This is a genomic window from Pseudomonas sp. EB271-G4-1 (genome assembly GCF_058791355.1).
In genome coordinates, this window is record NZ_JBYTEO010000014.1 from 50,839 (window position 1) to 70,514 (window position 19,676).

At 59.0% G+C, this 19,676-nt stretch carries 17 protein-coding genes and 1 pseudogene; 5 read left to right on the plus strand and 13 right to left on the minus strand.

The features are described from left to right. Positions 1–60: 60 nt before the first annotated feature. The 7 genes from AC3WWR_RS09600 to AC3WWR_RS09630 all read right to left on the minus strand — a co-directional run bounded on the left by AC3WWR_RS09600 (position 61) and on the right by AC3WWR_RS09630 (position 9,593). Positions 61–882, minus strand: a complete 822-nt coding sequence (locus tag AC3WWR_RS09600) for an SDR family NAD(P)-dependent oxidoreductase (RefSeq protein WP_020798230.1) — start codon at positions 880–882, stop codon at positions 61–63. Positions 883–915: 33 nt separating this feature from the next. Continuing rightward, the gene (locus AC3WWR_RS09605) at positions 916–1,734 is read right to left on the minus strand and encodes an enoyl-CoA hydratase/isomerase family protein (protein ID WP_020798231.1); all 819 of its coding nucleotides are present in this window, start codon (positions 1,732–1,734) and stop codon (positions 916–918) included. Continuing rightward, the gene (locus AC3WWR_RS09610; protein ID WP_020798232.1) at positions 1,731–2,702 is read right to left on the minus strand and encodes a VOC family protein; all 972 of its coding nucleotides are present in this window, start codon (positions 2,700–2,702) and stop codon (positions 1,731–1,733) included. Before AC3WWR_RS09610 ends, AC3WWR_RS09605 begins: the two co-directional genes overlap by 4 nt. Before the next feature lie 47 nt (positions 2,703–2,749). Then, positions 2,750–5,281, minus strand: a complete 2,532-nt coding sequence (locus AC3WWR_RS09615; protein WP_020798233.1) for an efflux RND transporter permease subunit — start codon at positions 5,279–5,281, stop codon at positions 2,750–2,752. 35 nt (positions 5,282–5,316) lie between these two features. Beyond that, the gene (locus tag AC3WWR_RS09620; protein ID WP_020798234.1) at positions 5,317–6,447 is read right to left on the minus strand and encodes a YCF48-related protein; all 1,131 of its coding nucleotides are present in this window, start codon (positions 6,445–6,447) and stop codon (positions 5,317–5,319) included. Positions 6,448–6,542: 95 nt separating this feature from the next. After that, a complete protein-coding gene (locus AC3WWR_RS09625) occupies positions 6,543–7,901 on the minus strand; it encodes a DUF1329 domain-containing protein (RefSeq protein WP_020798235.1) in 1,359 nt (452 codons plus the stop codon). Between the two features lie 30 nt (positions 7,902–7,931). Beyond that, positions 7,932–9,593 (minus strand): DUF1302 domain-containing protein, encoded by a 1,662-nt coding sequence (locus AC3WWR_RS09630; RefSeq protein ID WP_020798236.1) that lies wholly within the window; start codon positions 9,591–9,593, stop codon positions 7,932–7,934. A 420-nt stretch (positions 9,594–10,013) separates the two neighbouring features. Here AC3WWR_RS09630 and AC3WWR_RS09635 point away from each other — a divergent pair, with 420 nt between their 5' ends. Together AC3WWR_RS09635 and AC3WWR_RS09640 are read left to right on the plus strand one after the other, a co-directional pair. Then, positions 10,014–10,859 carry an SDR family oxidoreductase gene (locus AC3WWR_RS09635; protein WP_020798238.1) on the plus strand — a complete coding sequence of 282 codons (846 nt, stop codon included), beginning with the start codon at positions 10,014–10,016 and terminating at the stop codon, positions 10,857–10,859. 90 nt (positions 10,860–10,949) lie between these two features. Beyond that, entirely contained in the window at positions 10,950–11,834 is an 885-nt protein-coding gene (locus AC3WWR_RS09640; protein WP_020798240.1) for a DMT family transporter, read from the plus strand. Here AC3WWR_RS09640 and AC3WWR_RS09645 read toward each other — a convergent pair. The 4 genes and pseudogenes from AC3WWR_RS09645 to AC3WWR_RS09660 all read right to left on the minus strand — a co-directional run. Then, the gene (locus AC3WWR_RS09645) at positions 11,831–12,616 is read right to left on the minus strand and encodes a tyrosine-protein phosphatase (RefSeq protein ID WP_020798241.1); all 786 of its coding nucleotides are present in this window, start codon (positions 12,614–12,616) and stop codon (positions 11,831–11,833) included. The two genes, AC3WWR_RS09640 and AC3WWR_RS09645, sit on opposite strands and share 4 nt — an antisense overlap. A gap of 2 nt (positions 12,617–12,618) precedes the next feature. Further along, on the minus strand, positions 12,619–13,818 hold the full coding sequence (locus AC3WWR_RS09650; RefSeq protein ID WP_020798242.1) for a phosphotransferase: 1,200 nt from the start codon (positions 13,816–13,818) through the stop codon (positions 12,619–12,621). Further along, positions 13,815–14,852, minus strand: coding sequence for an amidohydrolase family protein (locus tag AC3WWR_RS09655; RefSeq protein WP_020798243.1), 1,038 nt, complete (start codon positions 14,850–14,852; stop codon positions 13,815–13,817). Before AC3WWR_RS09655 ends, AC3WWR_RS09650 begins: the two co-directional genes overlap by 4 nt. A gap of 395 nt (positions 14,853–15,247) precedes the next feature. After that, positions 15,248–15,451, minus strand: a pseudogene (locus tag AC3WWR_RS09660) (DUF1329 domain-containing protein); the annotation flags it as partial. An 80-nt stretch (positions 15,452–15,531) separates the two neighbouring features. Here AC3WWR_RS09660 and AC3WWR_RS09665 point away from each other — a divergent pair. Next, positions 15,532–15,912, plus strand: a complete 381-nt coding sequence (locus AC3WWR_RS09665; protein ID WP_020798246.1) for a TetR-like C-terminal domain-containing protein — start codon at positions 15,532–15,534, stop codon at positions 15,910–15,912. A gap of 138 nt (positions 15,913–16,050) precedes the next feature. Next, a complete protein-coding gene (locus tag AC3WWR_RS09670) occupies positions 16,051–16,500 on the plus strand; it encodes a hypothetical protein (protein WP_020798247.1) in 450 nt (149 codons plus the stop codon). Between the two features lie 167 nt (positions 16,501–16,667). On the opposite strand, the gene AC3WWR_RS09675 is transcribed toward AC3WWR_RS09670, so the two are convergent. Further along, positions 16,668–17,579 carry a LysR family transcriptional regulator gene (locus tag AC3WWR_RS09675; protein WP_033043238.1) on the minus strand — a complete coding sequence of 304 codons (912 nt, stop codon included), beginning with the start codon at positions 17,577–17,579 and terminating at the stop codon, positions 16,668–16,670. A gap of 142 nt (positions 17,580–17,721) precedes the next feature. Here AC3WWR_RS09675 and AC3WWR_RS09680 point away from each other — a divergent pair, with 142 nt between their 5' ends. Beyond that, on the plus strand, positions 17,722–18,627 hold the full coding sequence (locus AC3WWR_RS09680; RefSeq protein WP_020798249.1) for a helix-turn-helix domain-containing protein: 906 nt from the start codon (positions 17,722–17,724) through the stop codon (positions 18,625–18,627). A 39-nt stretch (positions 18,628–18,666) separates the two neighbouring features. On the opposite strand, the gene AC3WWR_RS09685 is transcribed toward AC3WWR_RS09680, so the two are convergent. Then, complete coding sequence (locus AC3WWR_RS09685; RefSeq protein ID WP_020798250.1) at positions 18,667–19,593, minus strand: quinone oxidoreductase family protein; 927 nt, start codon at positions 19,591–19,593, stop codon at positions 18,667–18,669. Between the last annotated feature and the right edge of the window lie 83 nt (positions 19,594–19,676).

Sequence of the window (19,676 nt, forward strand, 5' to 3'; positions counted from 1 at the left end):
GCGGCGGCTGTGGTGGCGAAGTACAACCCCAGCGCACCGGACGGTGCACCGAGGCAAAGGTTACATGCCGGTGCGACCCATCTGCGCGAACAACGCGCGCATCGCAACCAGGGATGGCGTGTGGCTGCTGAAACCACCGTCGGCGACCAGAGTGGTACCCGTGACGAAGGAGGATTCGTCACTGGCCAGGAACGCCACCACATCGGCGATCTGCCGAGGTGTACCCAGCTCGGCGGTGCAGTGGTTGTCGCGCAGGATGTCGAGCAAGGGTTCAGGCATGGCGTGTTCCGAAGGCGCCAGGCCGATCTGCACGGCATTGCCGCGAATGCCTTGCTTGCCGTACTGCGAGGCCACCATGCGTGGCAGCATCATCAGCCCCGCCTTGGAAGTGGCGTAGCCGGTCAGGGACATATCGCCCTGCATGCCCAGACCCGAGGTGGCGAAGATGATCGAGCCCTTGCCGTTCTCCAGCATGACCGGAATCACATGCTTGGTGCACAGCACGGCGCCACGCAGGTTGACCGCGATGGCGCGGTCCCAGGCCTGCATGTCGAGGTTGACGAAATCACGGTCCAGCTGGCGTTGCTCGGCATTCAGGATCGCCGCGTTGTTGTGCAAGATGTCGATACGGCCAAAACGCTCTTTCACCTGGGCAACCATTGCCCGCACGTCGTCTTCCGAGGACACATCGGTGGCAATCGCCAAAGCCTGATGGCCCTCGGCGACCAACGATTGGGCAACGGCTGTCGCCCCCTCGAAATTGATATCGATTACGGCAATACTCGCGCCATGGGATGCCAGTACCCGTGCGCATTCGGCGCCCAGGCCGCCACCGGAGCCGGTAATAATGGCCACTCGTCCTGCCAGTTTTCCTGTACTCATGCCCTTATCCTTTTTGTTTTAGGGAGTGGCGCTTTATTCGCCGGTAAAACGCGGTTCGCGCCGTTCGCTGAAGGCCTGGGCCGCTTCGCGGGCGTCCTTGGTCGGGGCCAACAAGGCGAACAGATCAAGCTCCAGGTCCAGGCCACGCTTGAGATCCATTTCCAGTGCCGCCCGCGCAGCCTGTTTGACAAAGGCCGACGCGGTGGGTGGTTTGCTGGCGATGCGCTGGGCAAAAGCCCGCACTTCTTGCACAAGGTTGGCACTGTCACTGGCCAGTCGACTGACCAGACCAATGCGCTGCGCCTGCTCGGCGCCCACCCTGTCACCGGTGAGCAACATGTCCAGTGCCTGACCCGGTGCCACCACTCGGGAGAGTCGTTGCGTGCCGCCGCCACCGGGGATCAGCCCCAGACCGGTTTCTGGCAGGGCGAACACGGCATCGGGAGCGGCGAAACGGATGTCACACGCCAGCACCAATTCCAGCCCGCCACCCATGCAGTAGCCATGAATGGCGGCGATCACCGGTTTGGTGATGCCGTCCAGGGTTTCGATCCAGCGTACGTTTTCCATGCGCTGGCGAACTTGCAAGCTGGACTCTGGGCCGCGGCGTTCCTTGATATCGGCGCCCGCACAAAAGCCCCGTTCGCCTTCCCCGCGAATCACGATCACGCGAATGTCCGGATCCTGCTGCAACAACGCCAGTGCCTGCGGTACGCCCTGGCGGATCTCGTCGTTGATGGCGTTGATCTGTCGGGGACGGGTCAGTACCACCCAGCCCACCATGGCATCGCGCTCCAGGCGCACAGCCTCGTTGATCAGCACGGGGAGTTGCGGATTTTGCGCTGTGCTCATGCAGGGCACTCCTCGAACTCGAAGACCTGACCATTGAGTTCTTGTGGATCGATCTTGATCAATGGACGACCGCCAACGGCCTCCGAGGATTCGATCCACTGGAACCGCGTGCCGCGTGCGCGCAGATCTTCGGCCTTGGCGGCCAGGTCGTTGACGCCGATACGGATGTAGTACGGCCCCGGGCCCCAGTTGTTGACGTAGTGGCCGGCGTCGGTGTTCCAGTAGGTCGCCTCGAGTACATCGAGGGTTGCACTGTTAGGCACGGTGAACCCCATGTGCGCACGGCGGTAGCCTTCGCTGCGGATGTTCTCCACCGGCCCGCTCGGTTCCCAGTCGAGGTTGGTCGACACCTTGCGCAGGGTTTCGTCGAGGTCACGGACCAGGAAGCCACGGGCCGTCACGCGTACCATGTCGCCGGGTTTGAGATCGCGTGGTTGCACCGGTGGCAACTGGTAGGTTTCCGGCGGCATCTGCAATGGCTCGGTCGGCATGATTTCAATGCAAAGGCCACCGTCCACGGATGGCTGGTAGTACGGCTGCTCGGGAGTCGCACCGAGCCACAGGCGGTCGAACGGCATTTCCGGGGTGCGCTGTGCCATGCGGAACGGCAAGCGCCGGCGCATCAGTTTGTCCACCAGTGCGTCGAACTTGTCCCCGTGCAGGGCCAGCACGATGGAGTGAGTGATCATCGGCCGATGATGCCCCTGGAAATCTTTCAGGCTTTCCAGAAAGTCATGGAACAGCGGATCGCCGGGGTTCGGTCGATCCAGGTGCCACTGCGGTTCGATGCGTGTTGGCGACACCGCCAGGGATTTGTGTACCCGCAGAAAATGCGCGATGTACGGGTGATTGTCGAACGCCTGGCGCCAGCGTTCGTGCTTGTAGATCCCGAGCTTGTCGACCAACATTTCCGTCATGCCGTCCGGGTCCGGAACCATCATGTCGGCACTCATCAGTAACTCGAACATACTTCTCTCCTTGCAATTGCCAGCCTGGGCCTGTGCCCGGCTATTAGTCAGCGGGCACGCCGGGGTAAGGCGAGCTCAGTCAATGAGTGGGTCGGTGCGCCGGCTGCGGGCTTACGCGGTTCCTGCTGCGCGCGGGCGTCTTCGAGGTCCAGGGTCACTCCGGCCTTGGAGTTGCCCTTGGGATTGAGCAGGTAATGCGACAGGGCCGGGATCAACACCAGTGCACCGAGCATGTTCCACAGGAACATGAAGGTCAGCAGAATGCCCATGTCGGCCTGGAACTTGATCGGCGACCAGGCCCAGGTAATCACCCCGGCGGCCATGGTCAGGCCCACCAGTGCAACCACACGGCCGGTGAAGTCCAGCGAGCGGCGATAAGCCACCGCCAGGCTGCCACCACGCTCCTGCACCGCCAGTTGCACACTGAGCAGATACAGCGCGTAGTCCACACCGACACCGACCCCCACGGCGATCACCGGCAAGGTGGCCACCTTGAGGCCGATGCCCAGCCAGACCATCAGTGCCTTGCAGATAATCGTGGTCATCAGCAGCGGAATCAGCGCCACCAAGGTTGCGCGCCAGCTGCGGAAGGTCAGCAGGCAGAGCAACGCCGTGGCGCCATACACCGCCAGGTACATGGTGATGATGCCCTTCTCGACTTCGATATTGGTGGCGGCCTCGATGCCGGCATTGCCCGCGGCCAGGAGGAATTCCACCGGCTGTTCAGCGCCGACGACACTGTTGTTTTCCTTGGCGAATTCTTCTGAGACCTGCAACACCCGGCTCAGGGTGTCGGCCTTGTGGTCGGCCAGATAAGCAATCATCGGGGTCACCGAGCACTGCTGGTTGGTGATCCCCGGGGCGGAAATCATCGCTGCATCCACCGCCGAGTTGGTGATCGCCTGGTCACGGCTGATGCTCAGCCATTTCGGGCTGCCTTCGGCCATGCCGGAGCTGATCATCCGTACGGTTTCGGCCAGCGACTGGGTGGTTTGTACACCTGGTGTCTGACGCAGGCGCCAGGCCAGCTTGTCCATGCTTTGCAGCGACTGGTACAGGCGGCAGCTGTCTTCGTTGGTCTTCATGATGACCACGAACTGGTCACTGGAAAGCCCGTAATGGCTGGTGATGTAGGCGTTATCGCGGTTGTAGCGCGAATCCGCACGCAGCTCCGGTGCACCGGGGTCCAGGTCACCGACCTTGAGGTGCATCATCACCACACTGCCCGCCAGGGTCACCAGCAGCGACACGGCGATCACCGCGGTGGCCATCGGCCGTTCGGTGAAGCGGTCGAGGCCGCTCCACAGACGCCCTAGGAAACCTTTGTTTTCTGCGCCGGCCTGGTCTTTGGCGATGGCGATACGCGCGGCTTTTTTACTGACACCGAGGTACGACAGCGCCACCGGAATCAGCAGCAACTTGGTGAAAATCAGCACGGCGACACCGATGCTGGTGGTCAGTGCCAGGTCGCGGATCACCGGAATATCGATGATCACCAGCACGGCAAAACCAACGATATTGGTCAGCAGTGCGGTAAGGCCCGTGAGGAACAAACGGCGGAAGGTATAGCGCGCGGCAATGTATTTATGGGTGCCACGGCCAATGTCCTGAAGGATGCCGTTCATCTTCTGCGTGCCATGGGAAATGCCGATGGCAAAAATCAGGAACGGCACCAGGATCGAGTACGGGTCCAGCTCGTAGCCGAGGATTTGCATCAAGCCCAGCAGCCACACCACGCCCGCCACTGCCACGCTTACCAGCAACAAAGTGCTGCGCAGGCAACGGGTGTAGAAATAGACGAACAGCCCGGCGATCACCACGGAAGCGCCAAAGAACAGCATCACCGAATACAGGCCGTCGATCAGGTCGCCGACCAGCTTGCTGAAGCCGACGATGTGGATGCCGACCTTGTCGCTTTCCAGTGAGCGAATCTGTGCTTCCAGTTGCTTGGAGAAATCCCCGTAGTCCAGTGGTTTACCGGTCTGCGGATTGGTATCGAGCAGCGGCGCGACAATCATGCTCGACTGGCTGTCGTTGGCCACCAGGTTGCCGACAATGCCGGCGCGCATGATGTTGCGGCGCAGGGCCTTGATCGACTTGTCGCTGCCGTCGTAATCCGAAGGCATCACCGCACCGCCATCGATGCCCTCCTCCGTCACTTCTTTCCAGCGGACGATGGGCATCCACAGCGACTTCATCCAGGAACGGTCGATACCCGGGATGAGGTACAGGGTGTCGTTGACCTTCTGCAGCGCCAGCAAGTAGTCGGCGTCGTAGATATCACCGGTCTTGTTTTCGACCACCACGCGAATGCTGTTACCCAACCCCGGAAGCTGGTCTTTATAGGCCAGGTAATTCTTGATGTAGGGGCTGGAGCTGGGGATCATTTTCTCGAAACTGGCATTCACTTGCAGCCGTGTAGCAAAGAAGCCCAACACCACGGTGGCGAGCAAGCAGGCAATGACGACCAACATGCGATGCCGGAAAATCACCCGTTCAAACCAGCCTCCGGAGCTCTTGTCAAAGTCCTCCAGGTTGGCAATCACTGGCATCCCGCTGTTGAATTTTTGCTCGACCATTTTTTCTTTCTCGTAGGGGAATCGTGCCGACGGCGTCAGTTGGCCTGGGCGATATCGATGACCTTGGCGCCGCTAAAGCGCGTGACAACCAGGCTCCCAGCCTGGTTGGTGGCACTGGCTGCATAAACCTCACCCATTCGCGCATCCGCCAGCGGCGTGACTTGCAAACTCTGGCGATCAACGCTGACCAGTTGCCCGCCCTGGCTCACGACGATCAAGGCGTTGCCCTGCTCGACGATGCTGACCAGACTGCTATTGAGGTTGGTTTCCACGGCCTGCCATTGCTGCCCGTCATCGCGGCTGGCGAACAGATTGCCGCGCAGCCCGTAAGCCAGCAGCAAATGATCGTAGGCGCGGACGCCGAAGTAGGTGCCGGTGTAGGGCGTTTCGATTTTCACGAAACGTTGTTGCTGACGATCCAGGCGCATCAACAGCCCCTGTTCGCCGCTGATATAGAAAGTGCCCGCTTGCTGAGCCAGGCCATACAGGTGCATGCGCCGCTCATTGTCACTGCGCTCGATCCACGGCTCCCAGTTCTGGCCGTTGTCAGTGCTGTGCAACAACAGCCCGAAGGCACCCACGGCAAAGCCGTTGCCTTGTTCATCGAACATCACATCCAGAAAGGGTGCGGCCAATACGCCCGGGGTCGCCGAGGTACCGGCGGCCATTGCCACTTCCCTGACTACCAGGGCCGCGGATTCGTCGCCTTTTTCGGACCGCGGACCGTAGTAGGCATTAAGCAGTGTCAACAGGCGGCGCCCGTCGAGCTGCACTTGCCAGCTGTGACCGCCATCAGTGGTGTGCAGCACCAGGGCATCGTGACCGACGATCCAGCCATTTCGCTCATCGCGAAACCGCACTTGCACCAGATCGCTGGACACCGGACTGTCGACCTGCTGCCAGGTTCGTCCCGCGTCGGTGGAGCGCTGGATCAATCCGTGGAGACCGACGCTGATCATCGCATCGCCAGCCCTGGCGACCGACAACAAGGGTGCGGGCAGCCGCTCGTCCACCCGTTGCGCCGGTACGTCCAGCGTATCGGTGGAAGGCGCAGCCGCGCAATAAGCAGGCATCGCCACCAACGAACTGACACCTACGGTCAACGCAACCGCAAGCAGTAGGCGCGACTTGGAAAAAAGAACAGAAGCAGGGCAAGGGCTAATCATTATTTTTATTCCTTAACCATCCCGCATGGCAGAACCCACCTGTTCTACCCGCCAGGCTTGATGCGCAAACCGACGGGCAGGACAGGCGACTCACATCAGCGTTGAGTGACCCGGGCTACGATGGCTTCAGGGTTCATGTCGCGCTCGCTGAGCGGTTTGTCATAGAACTTGTAACCACCTTTGAGCCCATCGTTGAGCAACGCGTACATGCCTTTGTTGAAGTCATAAACGACGTTTTTCACGTTGTAGGGAATGTTCTTGTCGTAGAGCTGTACGCCACTGAGGAAGATCGAGCGATACAACGCGCCGCTCTTGTCCCAGGCGTCATACAGGCCTACACCGAAGGTGTCTTCATCCAGGTAATAGGTACGTTTGCTGTAGACGTGGCGCATGCCCGGCTTCAACGTCGCCTCCACGACCCACACCCGATGCAGCTCCCAACGCTCGTTGGCCGGGTTGGCGTGGTGCGGCATGAACTGATCTTCCTGCTTGGTACCGAAGTAGAACTTGTAGGCGTTGTACGGAATGTACATCTCTTTTTTGCCGACCAGTTTGTAGTCGAACCGATCCTGGCTGCCGGAGAACATTTGCAGCTCATCGAACAGTGTCACACCGCCCTGACTGGCCACAGGCGTATCGAAGGCGAACTCTGGCGCCAGCTTGACGCGACGCTGACCCGGGGAGTAGCTGAAGGAACGACGAGCCTTGGCCTGTGGGTCGAGGAAGTCGGTGAGCACCACGACTTCACCGGAGCGGCGCGCCGGATAGTCATTGCGCGAGAACACTCGGGCATACATCAGTGAATCACGATCGGCCTGGGAGACCTGGTAGTACGGTGTCTCTTCGAAGGTCGCTTGCTCAGCGGTCTTGGTGATCGAGCCATTGGCGTCCACCACCCAGCTGTTCGAAGAGGAAGTGGTTGAGTAACCGGTGCCGATCTTGTAGCGCACCTGCTGGTTCCACATCACTTCGTTGCCGGTCTTCGGGATCGGGAACGGCAAGCCGCCACGGCAGGACGGATCGACCGCCAGGCCGTCTTTCTGAATCGTGCAACTGCTGGCGTTGCGGACGGTGGCATCCAGCACGGCCTGGGGATAGGCGGTCGTACGGTGGCTTGGATAAATGTCGATGTAATACGTCGGGTACTTCTTGATGAGGGTTTTTTGCCCTTCACTGAGCTTGTCCGCGTACTTGTCGACGTTTTTGGCATCGATACGAAATAGTGGTTTTTCATCCTTGAACGGATCGACCCAGAACCCGCTGTCGGGTACGAAGCCGGCCGGTGCCTTGGTCAGGCCACCGTCATAGGCAGGGATGGTGCCCTCGGCGTTACCCGCCTTGATCGCCCCGAACGGGGTGAGGCTTTTGCCCAGTTCGGAAGCGTCACCGCCTGCCGCCAGGGTGTAGGTCGCCATGCTCATCAGGGCAATGGATAAGGCAAGTTGTCGTTTCATGAACACATTCTCCGATTCTTGTTGGATTTATCAGAAGGAGGTCTTGAAGGTAAATGCCAGCCAGCCGCGGTCGGTACCACCGACCGGACCGTTACCGGCTACAGTGCCGTTGGCCAGATGCTTGGGTTGGGCCTTGGTGTCTGCGTAACGCAAGCCGAACTCATAGAGTTGGGCATAAGTGGCCTTCAGGCCGACTGAGTAGGACAGCGCGCCTTCGTTACCGCCACCGGCAGTCGGGGCGTTGCCATGCAGGCCGTAGTTGACAGTCATTGGGACATCCAGGTCCCAGGAAGGCAGGACCTGAATGTACTGTGGCGTGTAGTTGACGGCAACTGCGTAGTAGTTCTTCGACGAGCAACCATCGGACTCATCGCCGGAGCCGGGGCTGCGAGGGTTTCTGGCATCGGTACAAGCATTCTCGCCAACCCCTTTGTACAACTCTTCGTGCTCGGTCACCCGATCCAGATGGCTGTACGCGAATTCACCAACCAGCGTGCCGTTGTTCGAAATAAAGTTACGCGGCACGCCGTAAACAGCGTTGGCAATGAAGTGGATGGTGTCACCGCGAGGACCTTCATCGTCCAGGGCACTGACGCCGGTGGCATTCAATGCGCCGTTCATCCGATAGGACAATTCGGTACCGACCGCCACAGTGTTGAAGACCCGGGCGAAGCTGAGGCCCGCGAGCTTCACGCCACGTGGGTAAATCACCCGATAGGAGCCCGCTGCTGCCTTGATTTCCGGGGCCAGCCAAGGCTGGTAATCGTCGAACTGACGGTAGTAGGCGCCGAAGGTCGATTCGATTTCTTCGACGTTGAGTTTGCCCATCACGCCCCAGTTCTTGCCATCACGCCCGAATTTCGAATCCTGACGTTGCAGGGTCGAGCCGTTGGCGGCCAACGGTAGCTGGTCCGGGCCTTCGAACAATGGGTCGGCACCACCAAAGTACGTGCCCCCGTAAGGTATGCGAGTCGGTTCCCATTCGTAGAAATACTGAGCGGCAACAGAGAGATGGTCGGTGAGTTGCGCCTTGGCCGATATTTGCCCGACTGGCAGGAACACTTCCTTGGTTTCGATACCAGGACTGGTCGAGGCTTTCACGCCATCACTTGGCGCCTGGGAATAAGACACGGCATGCGCGCCGATGAGCAGGCCCTCACCCCAGTAGTTGGTGTGGCGACCGGCTTTCACGTTGACCGGTATTTCGCCGACGTTGAAGTTTTTCCAGAGGAACGCATCGAGAATTTCGCCCGAAGGACCGTTCATGTAGCGGTCCACTTCACCGCTGTACTTGTTGTTGTGGTAGCTGGTCGCGAACCCTGGAATGTTGCTGTGGACTTTGTCGTCATCGTAGGCCTGGTCATACCAGCCGGCAGCACTGAGACGAGCACCCCAATCGTTGAGATAGGAAAAATCGAACTCACTAAACAGATCGAGACGATTTGTCACGATCTCGTTTCTATCGAACTTGCCGTCCGACTCGTCGTAGTTCGGCGTATTCATGATGTGGCTGTCTTGACTGTCGGTCCGCATCCCCAGGTTGTAACGGACCGTATTGTCCCAACGCACGCGGTAGTCTGGGTTCGACATGTCGAACGAGGCCGCCATCAAACCCTGTGCACTGCCAACCATCAACAGTGTCAGAGCACCTTGAGTCAGCACCCGCCGACCCTGTTTGGTCTTCTCTTTCATACACACTACCTTTTATTTTTATTTTCTGACGTTAAGTGCGTTCAAACAGTCATTCCAGCGATCTGCGAAACCCCACAGGATCGATGCATGTCCCGCCTGGACAGTCCGCTCGAGAGGCCTGGCACGCATCCAGGACCACTTCCCTCCTCAGCTGAAAGCCACCGTAACGGATCGCAATGTAAAATTCCACATAAAGATTGCAGTTCTCTATTCAGAATTTTAACCGCGATTCCTTGGCTATCTGTTTTAGCCAACGGTGTCGCCCGGGGCAATACTGCACACAAAACACATAAACGTTCAAATAATCTTTGACGAATGACCTCTTTGGGCTTTCAATAGTCCGGGCAGACCCCCTGAATACGGGGGTCAGGCAGGAAAACCCGCAAGCGGACCGGCAGAAAAAAAACAACAGGAGCCAGCATGAACATTGATTTGAGTGCAAAGCGCGTGATCATCACGGGTGCTTCCCGGGGCATCGGCCTGGCCATCGCCCGGGCTTTCGCGGCTGAAGGGGCGCGGGTAGCGATTTGCGCCCGCAGTGAGGCAGACGTCCGCGAGGTGGGTTCGCAGCTCGCGGAACACGCCCAGGCGGTCATTGCCCGAGCGGTTGACGTGACCGACAGTGAGGGAGTCAAGGCTTTCGTCGCCGAAGTTGCACACGCCTGGGGCGGTGTCGATGTGCTGGTCAACAATGCGGGTCAAGGACGCGGCGGTAATCTCGATACCCTGACGCCGGAGGCCATCCTCGAACATGCCAACATCCTGCAGATGGGGCATTTTCGTTTCGTCCAGGCCGTGGTGCCGTTCATGCGTGAACAGCGTTGGGGGCGAATCATCGAAATCAACGCCCTGGCCGGCGCGATTCCGACGCCAGACGGCATTCCTTCGGTGATCAACCGCGCGTCGTGCATCGCCCTCTCCCGCTCGCTGGGCATGTCCCTGCCCAAGGACAATATCCTGGTCAACAGCCTGAACATGGGCTGGATCGATACCGGCCAGTGGGACCGTCATTACAAAGAGATGGGGCCGGGCGTGAGTCGCGAGGAGTTCGACGCCATGGTGATGAAAGTCGTGCCGCTCGGACGCTACGGCAAGCCTGAAGACGTTGCCGGCATGGCGCTGTTCCTGGCCAGCGAATATGCCAGCTTCATCAGCGCTGCCTCGATCGACATAGCCGGCGGCATGGGTGGGCAGATTGCTTACTTCCCGACGCTCAAGCGCGACTTTGCCGCTGCCATTGCCGCTCGTAACGCTGCCAGCGAATAACGCGCACACGCAGTCCGGCATTCACTGATCGCCGCGAAAGCGGCCTTGGTCCCGGTGCGCCCGGCGCACCCTCAACGTTGGCGCACCCTGATGAATCTGCTGCTACCCGTCCTTGCCACGCTGATCTGGGCCGCCAGTACGGTGGTCAACCGTCTGTCGGTCGGGGTGATCGACCCCGCAGCCATTTCCTTCTATCGCTGGCTGACGGCGCTGCTGGTGTTGTCACCGGTGTTGTTGCCCAGGGTATGGCGCTTGCGCCGTCAGATTCGCCCTTATCTGGCCAAGCTGTGGCTGCTGGGATTGCTCGGCATGTCGCTGTACCAGTCACTGGCGTATTTTGCGGCACACACCGTCAGCGCCACGTCGATGGGCCTGATTCTGGCGACCATGCCGCTACTCACCGTGCTCCTGGCCTTCCCGGTGCTCAATACCCGGCCCACCGCGACATTGCTGGTCGGCACCCTGGTTTCGTTTGCCGGACTGGCCTGGTTGCTGGCAGCAGGCGACTTGTCTTCACTCTGGCAGCATGGGGTCGGGCAAGGTGAGCTGATGATGTTGGCGGCGTCGCTGTCGTACGCGCTGTATTGCGTGTTGGTGAAGCGCTGGCAGATTCCCCTGCCAACCTGGGAAAGCCTGTATATGCAAATTATCTGCGGCACCCTGCTGCTGGTGCCGCCTTTCGTGCTGGCACCGTCGATAGCCCTGACGGCAAAGAACATCCCACTGGTGTTATTCGCTGGCCTGTTCGCCTCGGCATTGGCACCCGGCCTGTGGATGCGCGGCCTGCAAACCCTCGGCGCAGAAAAAACTGCCGTATTGATGAACCTGGTGCCGCTGTTTACCGCGGTATTGGCGATCGTGCTGCTCGGGGAAACGTTGCACCTGTACCACGCGGTGGGTGGCGGCTTAATTTTGCTGGGGATCGGATTGGCGCAATGGAAACCGGCCCGGGTCATGACCCGCGCCGCGACCTAGGCGACCAGCAAGGTATCTCGCAATGCCTGCAAGCCCGTGCCACTCAAACCACTGAAACGCTGCAGATAGCGATCCAGGCCACCGTATTCAGCCTCGATCACCGCATAAGCGGCATTCAGGTATTCAGGCCGGGCATCCACTACCGCATCGAACGCCGCTTCGCTGACCGGCTGGCCCACCATCCGGCCCACCGCATGACTCATCGCCTGCTGACGCTCTGCACTCAACTGACTGAAACGCCGTGCCGAACGCAAATAGTCGGTCAAGATGTGTTCTGGCGTGACACCAAGGGCATGCAACAGCAGCATGACCGCGATGCCGGTGCGGTCCTTGCCCGCCGTGCAGTGAATCAGCACCGAGCCCTTGCCTGCAGAAAACAACTCGAACAGCGCCGGCAACCGGGGCGCCAACATTCCCGGTAGCCGCCGGTAAACTTCCAGCATCATGGCCCGTGCACCCTCCGCCACCGGATTATTCGCCAGCATGAGGGCAAGGCGTGGATCGGCCCGGACATCGCCTATGACCTCCAGGTGCAACTCCCGGATTGCGTTATTGGGCAAGCGGTTCGGGTAACGTTCACGCTCACCCGCGCTGCGTAAATCGCAGACGGTCTGCAACCCCAGGCGCTGAAGTGTCTGCCAGTCTTCAGCAGTCAGCCCATGCAACTGGTCTGCGCGCAAAAGAATATCGCCGCCAATGCGGCGACCACAATGGGAGGGAATGCCTTTCAAGCTGCGAAAGTTATCCGCGCCTTGCAGACGCAAATCTTCCTGATTGACCACGCTCAACTCTCCAATAAATGTTGATACGCTTGCGTCAACGGCCTTGCGCCCTGCCCCAATATCGGTGTGCGGCGTGGCTTACGGCCGTGGGTTAACAAGCGCACAGTATCAAAATCTTCTGCGGCGGCGAAAAACCGCTCCACCATTGGCAGTCCGGCCTGCCCCCAATCATCCATGTTCGACATCCAGGTCTGCATCCCCCAGACCGGCCAACGCCGTACTTGTTCCCAGGCCGCGTCCTGACCCAGCACGCCTTCGGCTCCCAGGCTAATCAGTTTTTCACGGTAAACACGCAGCAAACGCAGCGCTTCGGCGCGGCGCTCCTCCACGGTCAACGCGCCGAGCATGAAATAGGCGACATCGCGCCATGGCCGGCCACGTCGGGCCAGTTGCCAATCCAGCCAGATACGTTGACCGTCACTGCGCAAGAAACTATTACCCTGATGGGAGTCACCATGGATCAAACAACAGGGTGAAGTCTGCTCCAGTTCAAAAGCTGCCAATTCATCGAAGGCATGGCTAAACAACTCCGGTGATTCGTACATCCATTTCGGCAGCAGCTGCTGGTACTCGGGTTTACGCAGATTGACCTTGATGTAGTTGTACATGCGCAGCAGACCGTCGCTGTCCACCGGGTTGGCCATCGACACCGGCAACCAGCGCTGCTCCTGCAACTGCGGACTGTTCCAGGTAGCAGCATGCACCGTCGCCAGTGACTCGAGCCCCTGAGCAACACCGTCCAAGCCAAGGTGATCGGTGCTATGACCAAATTGCCCGGCAGCCAGACCGAGGTCTTCCATCATCACCACACCTCGACCGCCACCATCGGCGTCCCAGTCGGTGAAAAATGTGGTCGGCAATGGCGCATCGGTCCAGCCGCGCGCCAGATGATACAGGCGCGCTTCCAGCTCACAGATATCGCCGCTCTCGAAACCTTCGGACCAGTTCGACTTCAGGCACACATGCGCAGGAATACCCGCGCGCTGTCCGACCTCGTTCAACTCAAGCCTGGCGCGCAATTTGGTGGTGTGCCCGTTACGGACCTCCAACGCCGTCAGCGCCAGGACCTCGATGCCTGGATAACGCGGCTGCAATAGCTGCGTGAGCCAGGCTGCGGATATCTCACTCAGTTGCCGAGGCAATCGCCCGCTGCGCTGCGGGTATGGCCGCCCGGCGGCCATGTCCAGCAGGCTGTCCGTCACGACGTCAGCACCCGGCCAGCGTTGGCCGGAACCTTCAGCTTGAGGAGTTCGATCGCGTTACCGCTACGAATCCGTTCACGGTCTTGAGCAGACAAACCCAGCCCCTCGGTCAAGTCGCCATGATCATAGGCGCCACCAAAGTTAGTGCCGTATAATAGACGCTCCGCCCCAACCACCTCGGCGACACCACGACGCAAGCCGGGCGCATGCACGTCGAGGTCGAAGTAGAAATTATGCATGTAATCCATCAACGGTCGCTGGTTGCGCGAGTCAGGTGCCATTGCCCGATTGAGCTCGCTCAAACGCCCCAACTGGAAAACCGCCATGCCACCGGCATGGGTGATGTAGGTTTTCAGGGTCGGGAAAACATCCAGTGCGCCGCCGCAGATCAGGTACCAGAAGAACAACGTTTCATCGACGCAATCACCCACGATCGAAGTGGTTTCGAACTTGTCGTCGGTGTGTTTTTCGCCCCAGTAGATCGACTGGTTGAAGCCATGCACCATGATCGGCACATCCAGCTGGGTGAGCTTTTCCCAGACGGGGAACAGGCGTTCATCGTGAGCTTCCAGACCATTGAAATTGGCCCCACCGACGCACACGCCCTTGGCGCCTAACTGAGTCACGGCGCGTTCGATTTCCTTGGCTGCGTTCAGTGGGTCCGCCAGGTTGGCGTGGCACCAGAAATCGAAGTGGTCGGGATCGGCCCGGCAAAATGCCGACAGCTCGTCGTTGCACAGGCGCGCGTATTCGTTGGCGAAATCACCTGCCCAATACATGAAACAGTGGGACGGTGTGGACATCACCAGCTTGTCGACACCCCGTTCGGCCATCAGCTTGCGCCGGCTGGCGTGGGTCATGCGCGCGAGGAGGTTGGCCTGCGCCTCAGCGTCAGTAGCGGCTTTGGCCGGTTGCTTGGTACCGAGGGAAAAATGCCCCACGGTCAGCCCCTGCACCTTCATGAACGGCCCCCAGAACTCGTGGCGGTTCAGCATACCCTCAGTCAGCAAGTGGGCGTGGACATCAATCAGCATGGCATTCTCCTTGTTGTAATAAGCCAGCAGGTCGAACGCCTCATTTGACAGGGCGTTCGGACCGGTTTGAGGGATAACTGCACCGCCAATAATATAGACACTTTTTCTATATGTGTTCATTTATTATTGAAGCTAGAGAAGGTTTTTGGGGTGTGCCTTGTGTGGAACGGGCTTTTGCGGATTGGAAGAACCTGTAGGAGCGAACATGCTCGCGATGGAGGCCCAGACAACGCGTTCATCCAGACAGGGCGCGTTATCGTTGACGTCCATCGCGAGCAGGCTCGCTCCTACAGGGGTCGGCTGTCAGGCCGCCTCAAATGGATATGTACGCCAAAAGAATCCAGCAAAAAAAAAGCGGCCCACTCAGGCCGCAAATGCGTGTCCATTCGATGCAATCAGCGTTGCGTTTCCTGGGAAACAATCGATTCAGGTTTCATGTCGCGCTCCGACAGCGGTGCGTCGTGTACCCGGTAGCCGCCCTTGAGGCCGTCGTTGAGCAACGACCACATGCCCTTGTTGAAGTCATAACTGACGTTTTTCACTGTGTACGGAAGGTTTTTGTCGTACAACTGAACGCCGCTCTGGAACAGCGCGCGGTACGGGGGTTGCCCGCTCCACCTTCTACGCGCACTTTCGCGACAAGGAAGACCTGATCGTTGCCGGGTATGAAGCCATTGGCATGCCCTCAACCAAGGTCACCGAGGTAGGTGGCGACCGTCGTGTCCTGCTGGACGTGTCAGCCTGGCTGTTCAGCGCTACCGAACGTCATGCGGCACTGACGACGTCATTTTTCAGCGGTCCCGGCCAGAGCGTGATTCTTGCCCATCTGGAAAATATCCTGATCATCCAGGTGCGGGAACACTACCGAAAACAGGGTTTGTACCAGGTGGAGCACATGCGTGGCGAAGCGGCGGTACGCTGTTTCGTGGGGGCCTTGATCGGGCTGTGGCTGTGGTGGGTACGCCACGACTATCCGAACTCGGCGCAAGAAATGACCGAGACCTTCGACAGCCTGATGAACAATGGAACCTGGCCGCCGGCCAACAACGCTCGGCAGTAGCGGCGTCACGATGCGGGTCGACCCCCAATACACCCGGCAAAATGGCACCGCCCCTGTCTGCATCCCGCACAAGACATTGCTCAAATGAGCTATACCAAAATCTCCCGTACTACATTTTCGGAGCACAGGAGATTTATCATGAATTTGAGAAATCAATCGGCGGCGCTGATGGCCACTGTGATGATGCTCGGCTGTACGCATTCATCAAACCAGACAGTGACCATTCCTCTGCTTGCTACGCCACAGAACACCGGCGAGATTGCCAATACGACATTGGCCAACCAAGGCAATGAAACCGCCTTTACCTTCATCATTGGCGGGGTTCCAAGCGGAACCCTCAGTCCCTTGAACCTCTATACGTCTATCCATAAAGGGAGCTGCAAACAACCCGGGCCCGTTGCCTACACAATGAATGACCGGATCAACACCAGCCGTATTTCCGATATCGGTGGCTGGACCTATTCACGAAGCGCGCCTGTCGCCATGTCAGAACTGTTTTCCACCGGCTACTCCGTGGTTGTGACAACCACGCCGGCCGATGGCAACGTCGATATTTTCTGCGGAGATATCAAGCAAGCAGCGAATTGAAATTGCGATACCACCCCTGAATTCTGTCCTCTGCGAAGACGCAAAAAAACCCACCTGTGTTGCAGTATCTGAATATCCAATACCACTGCACAGTTTTCGCGATTTACGATCCCCTCCTCACTCGACTCCGGCAAATAGCCAGTCAACGCTGCGCGCCAGCTGCAAGGCTACGAAGCGCAGGCCATGATCAAAAACTGCCGGAATGCCTGGGCCGATGCTGACAAACGGGTATCTGGCAGCCAGATAAGTCCGAGCTCCATGGGGGGAATCACGTCTACCAGCGGGCGGATCTCAATTTTCTTGCCCTCCAGGGACCAGGCCCGGTAGACCATGTCCGAGAGAATGGTCACGCCGAAACCATGCCCCACCAACCCGCGCAATGCCTCCATGGATGAGGTGCGAAAAGCCACCTTGGGCGCCAATCCACGGGATTCCCAGTAGCGCGAAGTCGAAGCCTCCCCCTCATCGACCGTGGCGAGGATATAGGGATGCTCGGCGACGTCTTCGAGATTGATCGAGGTGGCGGACATCAAAGGGTGCTGACTGGCCAACCAGAGTTGGCGGCGAGAACGAATCAGCACCTGGTGAGCGAACCCCTGCAGGTTTGGTGTGTTGGAGACTATCGTCAGGCCCAGGTCGAGATCGCCATTGCCCAGGGCTTCCTCAATGCTGTGACGGTCCATGTCGATCAGGTCGATCTCAACCTGAGGGTAGCTACGTTTGAAGCGCGCCAGCAGCGCAGGCAGAAAATAGCCCAGCACCGTGTAAGAGGCGCCCACTCGTACGGTGCCTTGCATGGCGTGACCGAGAAAAAGCGGTTCACTGAGGGCGTCCTGCAGGGTGTCGAGGATGTGCCGCGCATGCTGGGAAAACTTGTTGCCTTCAGCGGTCAGTGACACGCCATGGGGCAGGCGGTCGAACAGGCTGACGCCCATGGACTGTTCCAGATGCAACACGGCCGCCGTAATCGCCGACTGCGATACATGTGCCTTCAGCGCCGCTTGGGAAAACTGTCCGGCGTCCGCGGCGGCGACAAAATAACGCAGCTGGCGCATTGAAATATCTCTGCCCTTTGTCATCTGATTTTCTGATACCTACGGTCTGAATATATGAAACAGCTTGGTCCACAGCCTCGGTACACTCGAGACCGGGTAGCTGCTTTGCCGTATTGCCACCCTTCGAATTTCAGCACCAACAATAAAAAAGGCTGAAGGTTGAAAAATGAACGCGATCCACTACAGCGAGTACAACTGTGAAGCGTCAGGTAATTTCCTGACCGAAGCTTCACTGGCCAAACAAGGCTTCGATCTGCGCGTTGAACAGGCGCAATGGTCGTGCTCCGGCACGGCCCTGATTGAAACCGGCAACAGTTGCCTGATACGCCTGATGCTGCCTGCCAGCGTTCAAAGCAAGCCTAACTGCGGCAGCTTTGCCAGCCACGGCGCGCATCAATTCCAGCCCTTGGGCAAACTGCTGTTCATTCCCCATCGCACCGAATTCCATCTACGCCACGATGCCAGCAAGCAAAAGGCCCTGGTGTGCCTGTTCGATCCCTCCTCCCTCGGCGCCCTGGGCAGTTATCGCTGGAACTGGAAGGAGAACGTCAGCGAAGCCATGCTTGACCTGCAGAGCGGTTACCTGCACGCGTCCTTGCAACGGCTGGCCGAAGAGGTGAGCAATCCCGGTTTCGCCAGCGAATTGCAAACCGAGTGCCTGCTCACCAGCATTGCCCTGGACCTGCGCCGCGAGTTCATCGACGTTCCCGTCGTTGCCGCCGTTCCCTTACCCGACACTGAAAAACTCAGCCCTCGGCAATTCAACATCCTGCGTGAACTGCTCGATACCACGAGCGACGAAGGCCACTCTTTGCGCCACTTGGCGCAGGCCTGCGAGCTGCCGTTGCGAACTCTGTCCAGTCGCTGCAAAAACACGACTGGCATGACATTGCGCCAATACGCAGCACAACATCGCCTGCGAAAAGCCATGGCGCTGCTGGCCGACACACGGTTACTGATCAAACAAGTTGCCTATCAGGCCGGCTTCAACAATGCAGCAGCCTTCAGTGCCGCATTCCGCAAAGAACTCGGCGTTACACCCGAAGAGTTTCGCCATCAGCGCCGACGCTAAAAGGCACCCGAACAAGGGCACCTTTTAGCGACAGGGGTTTCAACGACGAATCGTGGCAGTGATTTTTGCGTGTGGCCCATTGACCTGCGCGGCCCAGGCTTCAGCTGCCTGATCCAGGGTGAAGTCAAGGTAATCCACCTGAATCTGCTGCTCTTTGGCGATCTTCAGCAGACGCAGCCAGATTTGCTCACGGTCTGCTGGCGCGCGCTGGCCGGTGCCGATGCACGACAAGTTGCGGAACAATAGATCGGCAATATCCAGATTGAGCTGGCGTCCGGCCCCCGTGCCAATGGTCACGATACGGGCGCCCCAATTGGTGGCTTTCAGAGACGTCAACATGGGTTGACCGCACACCAGGTCCAGCACCACGTCAAATCCACCATCGGCCGCGTCCTTGAGAGCTGCGACATCATCGCTACCGCCTAGTGTCACCACCTCATCGGCGAGGCCCCGCGACTTCAAACGGCCCAGCGCTTCACCCGACCGCGCAGCACCGACCACCTTGCCCGCACCCATACCGCGCGCCAGTTGCAAGGCGATCTGGCCGAGGGTACCGGTCGCGCCCAAAATCAGGACTTTTTCACCCTTCTGAATTTCGGCTTTTTCCAGTGGAACGATGGCACCGGTAGCCGCAATGCCCATGCTGATCGCGGTTTTATCGTCCACGTCGTCCGGCACATTCCACACTTCGGCTTGCGGCACCAGGGTGCGCTCTGCCCAGGCACCAAATGGCAGCACCGAGCGTTCCCCGAAATACACCCGACGGCCATCCGGCGCACGGCCTACGCCTTCGCCGCGAATGACACAGGGGTACTCCACTCCGAGACGGTAGGCGCCGAGTACATCCCAGCCCCCCAGGCCAGCGGTATCGACATCGATCAGTACCGCGCCGTCTTGCGGCTTCGGCTCACGAAACTCGTCGACTACCGGCAGCGCATTGCGCTCGGAAATAATTGCTGCACGCATGGCATTCTCCTTGTCTGTTTTATTTTAAGGCTGCACTTAGAGCAGTAGTTGAACACAAATCAATTATTTGTCCATATGTTTAG

Excerpts from the sequence above, each read along its gene's own strand:
- AC3WWR_RS09675 (WP_033043238.1), bottom strand. The coding sequence starts at position 17,579 with ATGACAAAGGGCAGAGATATTTCAATGCGCCAGCTGCGTTATTTTGTC.
- AC3WWR_RS09665 (WP_020798246.1), top strand. The coding sequence starts at position 15,532 with ATGCCCTCAACCAAGGTCACCGAGGTAGGTGGCGACCGTCGTGTCCTG.
- AC3WWR_RS09655 (WP_020798243.1), bottom strand. The coding sequence starts at position 14,852 with ATGCTGATTGATGTCCACGCCCACTTGCTGACTGAGGGTATGCTGAAC.
- AC3WWR_RS09670 (WP_020798247.1), top strand. The coding sequence starts at position 16,051 with ATGAATTTGAGAAATCAATCGGCGGCGCTGATGGCCACTGTGATGATG.
- AC3WWR_RS09615 (WP_020798233.1), bottom strand. The coding sequence starts at position 5,281 with ATGGTCGAGCAAAAATTCAACAGCGGGATGCCAGTGATTGCCAACCTG.
- AC3WWR_RS09635 (WP_020798238.1), top strand. The coding sequence starts at position 10,014 with ATGAACATTGATTTGAGTGCAAAGCGCGTGATCATCACGGGTGCTTCC.
- AC3WWR_RS09600 (WP_020798230.1), bottom strand. The coding sequence starts at position 882 with ATGAGTACAGGAAAACTGGCAGGACGAGTGGCCATTATTACCGGCTCC.
- AC3WWR_RS09610 (WP_020798232.1), bottom strand. The coding sequence starts at position 2,702 with ATGTTCGAGTTACTGATGAGTGCCGACATGATGGTTCCGGACCCGGAC.
- AC3WWR_RS09630 (WP_020798236.1), bottom strand. The coding sequence starts at position 9,593 with ATGAAAGAGAAGACCAAACAGGGTCGGCGGGTGCTGACTCAAGGTGCT.
- AC3WWR_RS09685 (WP_020798250.1), bottom strand. The coding sequence starts at position 19,593 with ATGCGTGCAGCAATTATTTCCGAGCGCAATGCGCTGCCGGTAGTCGAC.
- AC3WWR_RS09625 (WP_020798235.1), bottom strand. The coding sequence starts at position 7,901 with ATGAAACGACAACTTGCCTTATCCATTGCCCTGATGAGCATGGCGACC.
- AC3WWR_RS09680 (WP_020798249.1), top strand. The coding sequence starts at position 17,722 with ATGAACGCGATCCACTACAGCGAGTACAACTGTGAAGCGTCAGGTAAT.
- AC3WWR_RS09605 (WP_020798231.1), bottom strand. The coding sequence starts at position 1,734 with ATGAGCACAGCGCAAAATCCGCAACTCCCCGTGCTGATCAACGAGGCT.
- AC3WWR_RS09640 (WP_020798240.1), top strand. The coding sequence starts at position 10,950 with ATGAATCTGCTGCTACCCGTCCTTGCCACGCTGATCTGGGCCGCCAGT.
- AC3WWR_RS09620 (WP_020798234.1), bottom strand. The coding sequence starts at position 6,447 with ATGATTAGCCCTTGCCCTGCTTCTGTTCTTTTTTCCAAGTCGCGCCTA.